The 14,350-nt window shown below is 36.6% G+C and carries 7 protein-coding genes; all 7 read left to right on the top strand.

Translation table 11 applies throughout. The features are described from left to right. The 7 genes from ABD792_RS01235 (at position 1) to ABD792_RS01205 (ending at position 14,314) form a co-directional block, all read left to right on the top strand. Positions 1 to 2,097: a right-handed parallel beta-helix repeat-containing protein gene (locus ABD792_RS01235; protein WP_345003889.1), complete on the top strand. Its 2,097-nt coding sequence runs from the start codon at positions 1 to 3 to the stop codon at positions 2,095 to 2,097. After that, positions 2,087 to 4,444 carry a DUF5703 domain-containing protein gene (locus tag ABD792_RS01230; protein WP_345003888.1) on the top strand — a complete coding sequence of 786 codons (2,358 nt, stop codon included), beginning with the start codon at positions 2,087 to 2,089 and terminating at the stop codon, positions 4,442 to 4,444. Before ABD792_RS01235 ends, ABD792_RS01230 begins: the two co-directional genes overlap by 11 nt. 4 nt (positions 4,445 to 4,448) lie before the next feature. Then, the gene (locus ABD792_RS01225) at positions 4,449 to 6,773 is read left to right on the top strand and encodes an alpha-amylase family protein (RefSeq protein ID WP_345003887.1); all 2,325 of its coding nucleotides are present in this window, start codon (positions 4,449 to 4,451) and stop codon (positions 6,771 to 6,773) included. 116 nt (positions 6,774 to 6,889) lie between these two features. Then, positions 6,890 to 7,474 carry a YdeI/OmpD-associated family protein gene (locus ABD792_RS01220; RefSeq protein WP_345003886.1) on the top strand — a complete coding sequence of 195 codons (585 nt, stop codon included), beginning with the start codon at positions 6,890 to 6,892 and terminating at the stop codon, positions 7,472 to 7,474. Positions 7,475 to 7,933: 459 nt separating this feature from the next. After that, positions 7,934 to 9,547: an alpha-L-fucosidase gene (locus tag ABD792_RS01215; protein WP_345003885.1), complete on the top strand. Its 1,614-nt coding sequence runs from the start codon at positions 7,934 to 7,936 to the stop codon at positions 9,545 to 9,547. 10 nt (positions 9,548 to 9,557) lie between these two features. Further along, positions 9,558 to 12,032 (top strand): alpha-amylase family protein, encoded by a 2,475-nt coding sequence (locus ABD792_RS01210; protein WP_345003883.1) that lies wholly within the window; start codon positions 9,558 to 9,560, stop codon positions 12,030 to 12,032. 170 nt (positions 12,033 to 12,202) lie between these two features. Next, the gene (locus ABD792_RS01205; RefSeq protein WP_345003882.1) at positions 12,203 to 14,314 is read left to right on the top strand and encodes a ligand-binding sensor domain-containing protein; all 2,112 of its coding nucleotides are present in this window, start codon (positions 12,203 to 12,205) and stop codon (positions 14,312 to 14,314) included. The last annotated feature ends 36 nt before the right edge of the window (positions 14,315 to 14,350 follow it).

Below are 14,350 nucleotides of genomic sequence, written 5' to 3'. Positions count from 1 at the left end.
ATGTTAGATAGAATTATTAGAAACTTTTATTTGTTGGGTGTAATTTTATTGTTGTCGTGTCAAACATCTAGAACGTATTATGTTACCCCTAAGGGTGACAACACCAATACAGGGACAAGTATCGAAAGCCCCTTAGCGACTATTGATAAAGCACTGGATATCATAGTTCTCGAAAGAGAAAAAGGGGATGGTGAACCGGTAACAATTTTTTTGAGGGAGGGAACCTATAATATTAAGAAAACTTTAAAATTAGGTAAGGAGCTATCCAATGTAACAATAAAACCTTATAAGGGAGAAAATGTAGTTTTTAATGGAGGAGTTTCCATAAACATAGGGAGCATTAAAAGAAATACAAATACCTCTGTCTTATTTGTCGACTTAAAAGCACAAGGAATTACTGATTTTGGAATGTTAAGGAGTGTTGGTTTTGCCCGTCCCTTTGGTGCTTCATGGGGAGAAGTATTCATTAACAAAATGCCAATGCATCTGGCGAGATGGCCTAACAAAGGTATGGTTCCAATGGGTAAAGTTTTAGATAAGGGATCGATACCTAGATATGATGATTTTTCTAATAGAGGGGGTATTATAAAATACGATTCGCTTAGAATAAATAAATGGGCAAGGGAGAAAAATATTTGGATGTCCGGATACTTTATGTGGGGATATGCAGATGACATGATCAAAATTTCTAATATAGATACCATTAATAAAACTATTAAGACTGCTTCAGCAACTTTATATGGATTTGGTGATGGAAAGGAATGGCGTAATTGGTATGGAGTAAATATACTGGCAGAATTGGATGCCCCCGGAGAATATTATGTTGATCAGGATAAGGGAGAATTATATTTTATTCCTATGGACACAAATATCCAAACACTTGAATTTTCAATACTGGAAGATCCGTTTTTTTTAATTCAAGGAGCCAAAAATATTACTATACAAGGAATTAATTTTGAATGCGCCCGCGGACTTGGAATAGTCATGGATAATACTGAAGGAGTAGCAGTGTCTCAATGTGAATTTAAAAATTTAGGTAGTTTGGGAGTGGCAGTGGGTAAAGGTATTGAGCCATTCACTGAATATAGACATGAAGGAACAGGAACTCCTAAGTCTGGTATTATTGGAAGCTTACAGCAACATTTTTATGCTCATACCACCTTCAATAGAGAAGGCGGTAAAAATAACATTATTAAAGACTGTAAGTTTTATCAATTGGGTGCAGGTGGAGTGTCTTTGGGAGGAGGAAACCGATTAACTCTTGAAAAAGGAAATAATATAGTTGAAAATTGTCTGTTTCACGATGTCAATCGTATTGAAAAATCGTATAGACCAGCTATACACTTAACCGGAGTTGGAAATCAAATAAGGCACTGCGAGATTTATAATACACCTAGTATGGCTATATATATGTACGGTAACGATCATATAATAGAATATAATTATATTCATGATGTAGTCCTAGAGGCTGAAGATCAAGGGGCGTTTTATTACGGTCGCGATCCGTCCGAAAGAGGAACAATAGTTCGTTATAATTATTTTGAAAACATACCTGATCGGTTTAGTACTTGTGCGGTTTATCATGATGACGGTGCTTGTGGATTAACTGTTTTTGGAAATGTATTTTACAGAGCAGGAAAAAGGAATATTTTATTGGGAGGAGGATCAGATAATGTGTTTCAAAATAACATATTTATCGATAATAAAATAGGGATTCATGTCGATAATAGGCTTCAAAATTGGTCTAAAGCTGTTTTAGAAAAGGATGGGCTATTTGAGAAACGATTACAAGAAGTTAATTATTCAAATCCTCCATATAGCGTTAGTTATCCAAAGTTAAAGACTTATTTAGAAAAGGCCGATTTGCCAACGGGAAATATTGTGGAGAATAATGTGTTCATTAATGTTAAAAACCTTATAGATGGAAATTTGGAATGGTTAGATTTTAAAACCAATAATCAAGAGATAAAGGGAGATCCAACATTCCGGGATTGGGATAAACAAGACTTCACTTTAAAGACTGCCTCCGAAGTATTTAAAAGATTACCTGATTTTAAAAGGATTCCTTTCGATAAAATAGGGTTGTATGATAAATAGATTGCTTTTAGGAGTTTTCATGTTATTGAGCGGTGTTGTTAAAGGTACAGCACAAGATAATAGTAGATTAAAAGTACAACTTAAAAAGTATAATATAAAATGGACGTCTCAAAGCCAAAACAGTAGTGAATCTATGCCCTTAGGAGGAGGAGATATAGGTTGCAATGTTTGGGTAGAAAATGGAGATTTGCTTTTTTATATATCACGTACGGGGACTTTTGATGAAAACAATCAGTTCTTGAAGTTAGGAAGAGTTCGTGTTAGGATGGAACCTAACATTTTTAAAGACCCCAATTGGCAATTTAAGCAAGAATTAAAATTATACGATGGTTACGTAGAAATTGTAGCTAAAAAGAAAATTGATTCTGTACAGGTAGCTCTTTGGATTGATGTTTTTAACCCCGTTGTAAACGTTGAGGTAAATAGTAGTAAGAAAATAAAAATAACTGCTTTTTATGAAAACTGGCGTTCCAAAGATCGCTTGTTGCCTATGAATGAACGCAGTGCTTGTTTCAGTTATAGTGGATATGAGGGTGATGTGATAACTTATTCAGATTCAGTGATGTACCATAAAAATAATGTGTTGTGGTATCATCGCAACCGTTCAGATAAACTGCTTTTCGATTTTTGTGTGGAACAGCAAGGGCTTACTGAGGTTAAGGAAGAGCTCTGGAATCCTCAAAAAAACTTGACCTTTGGGGGAGCCTTGATGGGTAATGGCATGGCAGTCGGAAAAACAGGAAAGGGCCAATATGTTAGCTCCCCATTTAAATGCTGGTCGCTACAATCAGAAAAAGCAAGAAAACAACATCATCTACAAGTGGTCTTGCATACCGCACAAACGCCTTCAACGGAAGAATGGAAGGAGCAACTGTTTTCAGTTAAAATAAATGAAACCTGGAAAAAAACAAAGCAATGGTGGCATCGCTTCTGGACCCGTAGCCATATATTTATAAACGTCGATAAGAATGATCCTTCGGATTCTGGTTGGCAGGTTGGGCGTAACTACCAACTCTTTAGGTATATGTTGGGGTGTAATGCCTATGGAGATTATCCTACCAAGTTTAATGGAGGGCTTTTTACCTATGATCCCGTGTTTACAAAGCAGGGTAACACATCCCTTCATGGTACCCCGGACTATCGTAGTTGGGGAGGGGGAAGCCACACAGCGCAAAACCAGCGACTGGTATATTGGCCTATGCTTAAATCGGGCGATTTTGATATGATGCCATCTCAGTTTGATTTTTATTCTAGGAGCTTGAAAAATACGGAGTTAAGAACCAAGGTGTATTGGGGGCATAAGGGCTGTAGCTTTACGGAGCATCCAGAGACATTTGGGTTGCCTGCAGCAGCTACTTGGGGATTTGACAGCGGACCTAGAACCCGACCTATAGAAACAGAACCGGGTACGTTATATAATCCTTGGGTAAAGCTACATTACACTAATCAGCTGGAGTTTGCCTATTTGATTCTGGAATACTACAAGTATTCAGGTAAGGATATTAGTTGTTACTTGCCTTTTGTTGAAAGCGCATTAACCTTTTTTTTCGAACACTATAAATATCGCCAAAGGCAAAGAAGTGGGAGGTTTTATGATGATAACGGAAAATTGGTGATCTATCCTTCAACAGCTTGTGAGACTTTTAAAGAGGTGAAAAACCCTACAGATGTAAGTGCGGCACTCGCCGCGGTAATCTCTGCAATCCAACGGCTTCCTGATAGCCTTATGTCAGGGCATAAAAAACAATTTTGGAAAACTCAGGCAAGGCACATTCCCGAATTTAACTTTGAACTTTACAAGGGAGATACCATTTTAGTAGCTGCAAAGAACCTGCCTAAGCGCATCAATTCCGATATTCCTGAGCTATATCCTGTTTTTCCCTATGGGATGTATGGTGTAGGAAGACCACGTCTTGATATTCCATTGAATACATGGAAGAGCGGTCTGTTGGATGATCGGAAAAATTATATAAGTTGGCATCAAGATCCTATATTTTGCGCAAGAATGGGACTTACCGAAGAGGCTAGAAAGTTTACAGAATTAAAATTGAGTGATTCCGGAAGACGTTTTCCAGCTTTTTGGGGACCAGGACATGATTGGGTTCCAGACCACAATTGGGGTGGATCGGGCATGATAGCACTTCAGGATATGTTGGTGCAATATGTAGATGATAAAGTATATATGTTTCCGGCATGGCCAAAAGAATGGAACGTAGATTTTAAACTACATGGACCTCATGGACTGGTGCTACAAGCTGCCTTGGTAAATGGAGTCGCTGAAGAATTATCGGTTATGTCGCAGAGAAAAAATGAGAAAATAATTATGATGTTAGGAGTTAAAGAATAAATACATGAAAATACAGAATATTATATTAAGTATATTTTGCTGTTTGCTTTTTTGTTGTAAACAGGTAGAAAATGATAAGAATATTTCTCAATGGGACTATAAGGGAAATATTGTGGCACAAATTAATAGCAGAGCCATGGTCCTCGAAAATGAGGTGGTAAAGTTCTCATGGCAACTAAAAAAAGGAACTATCGTCTTAAAGGAAGTTGTTAATGGATATGACGGTACCAAAATCGATTTTGAGAATATAAAACTTTTTATTGTAGAGACCGCCGATGGAAAAATAAGGGATAATCGAGATTTTATTCTTAGAGGAAAGATAAAGGAGGTTACATTGAATGCTACCGACAGCTTGCCGACAAAAGCGTTACGGTTTAAGGGTAAGGAGATATCGGGGGATTTTGTTTCCAAGGATGGAAATGTAGTCGTTAAGTGGTTAGCCCAATTGCGGGAAGGCGCAAATTATATAAGGCAGAATATTCAGATAACCACTTTAAAGCATCCTATAGAGGTTACCAAGGTCACCTTCTTTGATGGCGAATTATTGGGGGCTAATTATTCAGGATCGGTTTTAGGAAGCCCTATTGTATATAGGAATTTCTTCTTTGGGATGGAACACCCAATTGCCCATAGCAAAGCTTTAGCTTTAAGAACATTGAGGTCTGTTATTGAAGATAATCAGGATGTTTCTGAAATGATAAATGGTTCTGGAGAATATGTCGTTACGATTGAACATGGTGGTGGGAGCGATAATTTTAATGTGACAGCTATTTCATTATTGGAGGATAACAGGGAAATTGCCATGGATAAACATGTTCTTAACGGATATAAAGGCAGTAATCTATATCATTTGCATCTTGAAGATTATGATTCCATATCAAGGTACACCTTGAATGTAGATGTGGTTAATCGAGATAAGGCTTCAGGAACTTTGCATATTTATAAAAAGAACAAAGACCTCTTGAATTTTTATGTAAACAGAGAGGATACTTTAAAGTTGGGCAAAACCATATCGGAATGGGCGGTAATTGGAGTAGCTCAATCTGGCTATATGCGTAGAGCGTTTTTGAACTATATGGAGCGAGAAAGGGCTAAACCCTACAAACAGTTTTTGCACTATAACTGTTGGTGGGATATTACTAATGATGGAGCATCTAGTTTTACATCGCAACAGTTGATTGAGAGAATGCATGCATGGAATCGAAAGTTTATAGAACCTTTTAATGTAAACCTCGATGCTTTTGTTTTTGACGATGGTTGGGATGACCTAAACAAATTGTGGTATTTTGATCCGGTAAAATTTCCAGACGGATTTAAGAAAGAAGCTGAGCTTTGCAAAAAATACAATTCTGGTATCGGGGTGTGGATGTCTCCTTTTGGAGGATATTTACAAAATAAAGAAATACGAGTTAAATCGGCTAAAAAAGAAGGACTTGAAGTTAATGATAAAGGTTTAAGTTTGGCTGGAACCAACTATTACAGACGTTTTTATGAAAGGGCAGCCGACATGGTAACAAACTACGGTGTGAAATATTTTAAATTTGATGGTTTTGGTGGTTCTAATCCTAAATACTTACCCGATATGGAAGCAGGAGTGCGGTTGACCAAGGCATTACGGCAGTTAGATTCAGAACTTTTTATCAATATTACCGTAGGCTCATGGCCATCTCCATTTTGGTTACTCCATACAGATTGTACATGGAGAGGGTCTGGTGACTTGCATAATGCGGGAGTAGGAAGTAGTACCCAAAAAATGATTACTTATAGAGATGGTACTTTGCATAATAACATTGTAAACCGGGCACCATTATACCCGTTAAATTCTATAATGACGGTAGGGATAGCATACGCCAACCTAGGGCATCCTTCGCATTTCGTAAACGACAACCTTGATGATTTTAAAGCAATGGTCTATTCTTTTTTCGGTACGGGATCTAATTTACAAGAGCTGTATATAAGCCATGATAGAATGAAACCAGAATTTTGGAAGGTTGTGGCAGATGCAGCCAAATGGGCAGAGGCCAATGAAGATGTATTGAAGGATACCCATTGGATAGGTGGCAGTCCAATTAATCTAGAAATATATGGGTTTGCTTCGTGGGGTCAGGACAAGGGGATTGTAACACTTCGTAACCCAAGCGATAAAAACTTAGAATACAATCTGGATTTGGTAAAAGATTTAGAATTACCTGCTCATGAGGCTTCGATGCTTTTCGAAATAAGTAACGTTTGGGATAAAAATGATATAATTACTAATAATAAATTCAAAAAGTCAAAAAAAATCATCTTAAAACCTTTTGAGGTTAAGGTTTTACAAGTAACAAAGTAATAAGTTAGGAGATAAAAGGATAGAGGAAAGCTATGGCTTTTAAGCAGTAATAGTTAAGATTTAACCAGACAGTTACGGGCAACATATAAAAATATGCATTGTAAAAAACTAAAAATATGAATCCAAAAGTTATAGAAAGGTTCTTGGATAGAGCCAAAAGGTGGAAAGAAGAAATGGCCTTTTTGCGAAAAATCTGTTTGGATTGTGGCCTGACCGAAGATTTTAAGTGGATGCACCCTTGCTATACCTATCAAGGAAAGAATATTGTGCTTATCCATGACTTTAAAGACTATTGTGCGCTACTTTTCCATAAAGGAGCTCTTTTAAGTGATACAGAGAATATACTGGTACAACAAACTAAAAATGTTCAGGCTGCCCGACAAATTCGTTTTACTAGTAAAGAAGAAATTATAGCACAGGAAATAATCATTAAAGCCTATATTTTTGAAGCGATAGTGCTAGAAAAAAAGGGATTGGAGGTAAAAATGAAAACGACTTCAGAATTTGATATGCCTGAAGAATTGTTATTGAAGTTTCAAGAAGATCCTGATTTTAAAACAGCCTTTGAAGCTTTAACACCAGGTAGGAAAAGGGGCTATCTTCTGTATTTTTCTGGAGCCAAACAATCCAAGACCAAAATATCTAGGATTGAGAAATATGAGGATAATATCTTTAAAGGCAAAGGGTTAAACGATAAATGAATATCAAGAGAAAGTCCATAGAAGGCTTGCTCATTGGGTTAGCAGAACAGATTGAATAACTGGTGTTGACCAATAAGAGGGTGACAAAATAATATGAAGAAAGCCGTAGTATGGAAGTGATATTCACTTGTTGAAAAGATATGAGCTTTTACTTAACATTCCTAAGGGGATTAAAATAGTATTCAGATATTTTTTTGAAAACCTTTGTGATTTTTTAGATAAATAGTGTTGTCGCAAGGATAATGAGGGTAATTAGAATTGGTTTAACCCTCATTAATAGTGACTATTGAGAAGTCCTAATTAGCATTGGGACTTCTTTTTTTATAAAAATTAGTCCCAGTGTTATGATGTGGGACGATTTAATGTGTTTTCAGTTTTATGTTTGTTGACATTGATATAAACGCTCTTTAAGATTGGAGTGATGTTTATTAAGATATGGGAAATTAAAGAAAAAAATTAATGAAAGCAGCTAAACACTTATTAAGTAGATTGAAACAAAGTCAATTAGCATTTTATACAATCATATTGATGCTTTTAAATGGGAAAGTTTGGGGTCAGGAAGAAAGTAACTATGAATCGAGTTGGGAATCGTTACATCAACATTCATGTCCGGAATGGTTTAAAGATGCTAAATTTGGTATCTTCATGCACTGGGGGGTTATGAGCGTTGTTAAAGAAAATGACGGTTGGTATGGCAGGCACATGTACATGAAAACAGGTGGTGAATGGGGAAATGATTATTACGATCATCTTAAAAACTATGGGCATCCTTCTGAGTTTGGGTACAAGGATTTGATACCTAAATGGAAAGCCGAAAATTGGAATCCTGAAGCTTTGGTTGCTTTTTACAAGGATATCGGAGCTAAATACATAGTGCCTGTAGCAGTTCATCACGATAATTTTGATTTGTACGACTCCTCGTTTCAGCCATGGAATTCAGTAAACATGGGACCCAAACGCGATGTTATTGGTGAATGGAAAAAAGCAGCAGGAAAATATGGTTTGCGCTTTGGGGTCTCATCACATTCCGATAGGGCTTGGTCTTGGTTAAATCCAAGTCATGGTCATGATACAGAAGGAGCGTATAAGGGCATGCCCTACGATGGTAATTTAACACTTGATGATGGCAAGGGGACATGGTGGGAAGGGTGCGATCCCGCAGATTTGTATACACGGCCCCACAAAGAAGATGAAGCTCCAGACAAAGATTATTGCGATACTTGGTATAAAAGAACGATAGACCTTACAGATAAGTACCAGCCAGATCTCATTTATTTTGACGGGCCACTTCCAATGGTATGCAGTGGGAAAGCATGCTCAGAAGCTAGAGAGTGGACTAAAAACTATGGTTTAAGCTTTGCAGCACATTATTACAATGAAAATAGAAAAAGAAATAAAGGAACCAATGAGGCTATCATTGCTATAAAAGAATGGGGTCCTGGATCGGTTCCAGATACCAAACCTGTAGTTTTGGATATCGAAAAGGGAGGTGCGGATAAGATTTTGGAGTATCCTTGGCAAACAGATACTTCTCTTTCCGGTACCTGGTTTTGGAATGGTAGTGGTTATTCTGAAATTAGTGACACGATAGTTATCCATAATATGTGTGATGTAGTAAGTAAAAATGGAAACTATTTACTCAATGTAGGGTTGACAGCCGATGGGGTTTTGCCCGATCATGAAAAGAGAACTCTGGAAAATATAGGAGAATGGCTTAAGATTAATGGAGAAGCTATTTATGAAACACGACCTTGGATTCAGTTTGGAGAAGGAAGGACAAAGGTAGAAACAGGACATTTTAAACAGAATAAAGAGCCTTATACCAGTAAAGATATTAGGTTTACTACAAAAGGAGATGTACTGTATGCAATTTTTATGGGATGGCCAGATTCTGGAAAGGTAATTGTTGAATCCGTAGCAAAGGGTTCCGTGCTTTATAGTCAAAAAATAGAAAGCGTAGGCTTATTGGGATACGATGGAAAATTGTCGTGGAAGCAAACTCCAAAGGGGTTGGTTGTTAAATTACCAAAACGAAGACCGGGAAATTATGCCTACACACTAAAAATAAAATAAGGAAATGCCAATGTATTATTTTAAATATTTATTAGTTCTTGTTGTTTCATTTAAAATAACAACTGTCCTTTCACAAGATGTGCATATTGAAGTTAATGGTGATTATGCAATAATTGGGAATGATTATTTGGATGTAAAATTTGATTTGACCACAGGACAGTACAGCTGTATAGATAAAAAAATAAACCAAGCCATGATAAAAGATGCTTGGTTCCGTTTAGATGCAGGAGAAGTTCCTTGGAGAAATCCAAAACATCAATATAGAGCAGAATCTATGGGAATAATTGAGGATAATTTAGGGATTGGTAAAAAAATAAGAGTCTGGTATTTGCCTGAAGAAAGCTATGATCCTGAACGGTTTTTGGATTTAACGGTTTATAGAAATAAAAAATTTGTTGTTTTTGGATGGGGAGTAAAAAACCCTTTTGAATATAGGATTCGGGTAAGGAATGCAGAAATACTTCAACAAGGGAGCCTATTTGATAATCAGATTTTAAATATGCCTAAAGTTTTAAGGAGTGGAGCTGGAGCTCAGGCAAATTTTGTTGAAGATACTTGGCAAGTTGATGCATATAATGGGGCAATGGTGACCTATAAAGATGCCTCGAGGAAAAATGAAAGAAGAACACTTGTTGGGGGAGGTTTAAAATATGATGAATTTGCAAAGTCATTTGAGACCCATAGAGGAGAAATAAGAGAAAACTTGGGTTTAGGAAAGAAGAATTATTCAGGAAACGAACCTTACTTAACGCTTTCAATTTGGGATCCCCAAGGAAAAGAAGTATTACCAGGGGAAACTTGGGAGTCGAAAGATACATACTATCTGGATTTTGTCACTCAGAGCCCATTTGAATCACTGGAAACATATGGAGCCAATCTGGCTCTGGCTAATAAGGCGGCTCCGAAGGCTTATAATTTCCCTACGCTTTGTGGCTGGATAGTCTCAACTAAAAACTTGGGGGAAGGTAAAAACATTAACCATTCTGCCGCATTGGTAGAACAGATGCGTAAAGCCAAAACGTCAGGAATCCTTAAATATACTCCAGTTACAGTGCGATTGGAACCAGATTATTATTGTTATGGAAACCAAGGAAATACGCAGCAAGGTTGGTGGGATGATGCTTACTGGTCCAAATACAATGCGCTAAGCAAACCATATGAAACGTTTAAGAAGTTTTCTAAAGCTGTAAAAGAATTTGGAGGCGGGGTGTTTACCTATTTTCAGGTCTCTTTGCCGAGTAACGATTTTGCTAAAGAACATCCAGATTGGATGATAAATAATGACATTTCGCTGTTACATGTAGATCATCCACATCACAGACCTTTGGTACGTTACGATTATACAAATACAGCATTTCAAAATTATTTGCTCAAAATGTGGAAGAAATTGGCTAATGATGGTGTTATGGGAATAAAATTTGATTATCCTGAAACAGGTTGGGAAAGAGATGGTGGTTTTGATGATAAATCCTATACAACGACATCGGCCTATCGGAAAATATATGAATTGTGTAGGGAAGGCATGGGGTCAGATGCTTTTATTCATGAAAGGAACCTTGGGGAAACAAATACGCCATTATTAGATTGCACAGTTGGTATCGTTGATTTGCAACGCGTTTGGTGGGATGCTAGCCATTTTGAGCCAGAGATGGCATCGAGAATAGGCCTGCGCTGGTTTAAACAAGGAAAGGCGTTTAGGTATTATCCAGATGGGAAAAGCTTTTATTTTAAAGGGGAGGAATTGTCTAGTATAGAAAGAAGGGCATTTTTAAGTTTGGTGGGGCTTTTATCAGGAAGATTGGAATTAGGAACAAGCTTTGGCAGTATGACACCAGACATGCAATACGATCTTTCCAGGATATATCCTGTACTGCCCAATGGACAGTCCTTTAGGCCAATTGATATGTTCATGGGGAAAAAGCATCCAGAGGTATATGCATATGATGTTGATAAAGACTGGAAACAGGTTTTATTTGTAAATAACGATGTTGAAAAGTCAAAGCATTTAATTGCTCCCCTGTCAGGAAACCAGGTTGAAACTGGTGCTTTGGGTCTGGAGGAATCTTCAATTTACCATGTTTTTGATTTCTGGAACCAAACCTATTTAGGGATTTATAAAGGGGATGCTTCTTTTAGTGTTAATTTTCAACCTAAAGAAGCCAATGTATTTGCTTTTCATAAAGTAAAGAGTCACCCACAAATAATTGGGACCAACAGACATATTATGTGTGGCATGATGGAATTGGATGATGTGACTTGGGACAATGATAACCGGACACTTTCTTTTGAAGTGAAGCTGGTACGGGAAGAAACGATGCGGATTTTTATAGCTGTCCCAAAAAACAAAAAAGAAGTGGTTAAAAAAGTAAATGCATCAAATGTTAAGGCTAATGTTATTTACAATGATTCAATGATAGTTCTGGAATTAAAACCAAACACGTTTGTAAACGGTACGGACATTATAACAGTTCAATTTGAAAATTAAACACCAAATGTTTAGGGATTAGGATAAGTCAAGAAGAGTTCATTAATAAAGACAATTCCTGTAACACATTTGTAGTTATAAGGGAGTAGTCTGTAGTGATCTGTAAAATCTATTTTTGATTCACGTAAATTTTTGAAAGAAATTGTATTTTAGTCAAAAAGACTGTTTAAATGTTTAAAAAACAAATAATCTTAATTTTTGGTTATTTATGCACTTCTTTCATTTTATCTTCCCAAGATTATAAATTTAGACATATTACTACTGTAGACGGTTTGTCTCATAATGAAGTCCGCAAAATTGTAAAGGATACTGAGGGGTATTTGTGGTTTGGAACACAAAATGGCCTGAATAGATTTGATGGATACCGATTCGAAGTTTTTAAGCATACCCCTAAGGATAGCACTACAATAGTAGGTGATAAAATATATGCTTTGAGTACATCCAAGGATAAGTTATGGGTTGGAACTACTAATGGCTTGAGCATAATCAATACATGCTCGTTAGAGGTTGTCACAATGTCTGAAGCATCCTCATTTATCAAGAACGAAGTTTTGCAGTTATATAACGATGGTCTTAGCATGTGGGTTTGTACAGGTGTTAAGAATTATTTGGTAGATATTAAAACTTTATCGGTTAGGACGTGTTTGGAACCTTATAAAATAGTATGCGTATCAAAAGGGCTGGATGGTAATTATTGGATTGGTACAGATAAGGGACTGTTAAAATATAACAAACAAACAGATTCTATTGTAAAAAGTTACGATTTAGGAGGGTTTAATGGTCATAATCTCGATCAGATTGTAACTAATGGTTATGGGGAGATTTGGGTAACAATAGGGAACAAACTTTTTATGTATCAGTCCGAACGGGATAGATTTATTCCCATGTACGAGGCTAGAGCATTAAATGCCATTGTGCAGAACAATGAAGGCGTGTTGTTTTTTGGTAGCTATGGTGATGGTTTGTTGGTTTATAGAAGGGATTTGGGAAGTTTTAATACCATTGTAGCGAATCCAGAAAGGAAAAATTCGTTGAGCAGTAATGATGTTTATGACGTTTTTATTGATAATGAGAATATAATATGGGTAGGAACCCAAGAGGGGTTGGATTATTATGATTTTACAAGAGACAGGTTTAGTAGCCTGTTACATGTGCCTGGAAATGATAATAGTTTAAGAAATAGTTTTGTTCAGACCATATGTGGGATTACCGAGGATACTTTATGGATAGGAACCCGAGAAGGCGTAGATGAAGTGGTGTTTACAGATGGTTACAGGGAGTCTTATATCAATCCAATTGAGTTGCGATTAAAAGGCTTTGATGTATTAAAGAATAAATACATAACAAACATTTATCAAGATTCCAAAAGAAGAGTATGGATAGGAACAGCAGCAGATGGCCTGTATATGTTAGAGAAAGGATCAAAGAATCTGCATCATTATTCAAATAAAAGAGAGCAGCAGTCTACTATTTCAGGTAATGCTATAAATGCGATTCTTGAGGATAACCAAGAACGTATGTGGTTCGGTACTAACAAAGGACTTTCTTTATTAAAAGAAATAGAGAATGTAGGGAGTGCTTTTGAAAATTTTACATATTCCATCCATAATGGAAAACGTGAAGATCTTAAGGATATTTTTACAGTTTTTCAGGATAGTAAAAGTAGAATTTGGATAGGAATGTATACAAGAGGTTTGGCATTACTCCAGGAACAAGGGGAATCTAAGAACTTTATCAGGTTTCATCATAATGCAGCCAACCCAACAACGTTAAGTAGTGATGAGGTGTTTGTTGCTTTCGAAGATTCAAGAAATCGCATGTGGTTTGGAACTTCATCGGGAGGAATAAATGTGTTAAAGGAGTATGCTGATAAGAATGGAGACATTGGTGATTATTATTTTGATAGCTATACAGAAAATGAAGGGCTTTCGGATAATGAAGTCAATGCGATTATGGAAGATAGTTTAGGTCATTTATGGATTGCTACAAATAAGGGGATTTCAAAGTTTGATATAAATAAAGAAAGCTTTGTTAACTATACTACATACGATGGTGTGTTAAAAGGAAAATTTAGAAAAAATGCAAAATGGAAAGCTCCTGATGGCACTCTGTTTTTTGGAGGGGCAGCAGGTATTAATTTTTTCAATCCAAGCAAGTTTAAAAGAAATGAAATCATTCCAATGCCTAAATTTAACAGGCTAACAATTGATAATAAAAAGGTGGAAGTAGGGCAAGAGTTTGAAGGCTGTGTTGAACTAAACCTAAAGGTAGCTTTCAGGTGAAATAATCTCACTTTTGGCTACCTTTAAGTATTCGTA

This window comes from Snuella lapsa, from assembly GCF_039539345.1.
GTDB lineage: Bacteria > Bacteroidota > Bacteroidia > Flavobacteriales > Flavobacteriaceae > Snuella > Snuella lapsa.
The sequence above is the reverse complement of the archived record's forward strand: the minus strand, read 5'-3'. Positions and strand labels throughout refer to the sequence as shown.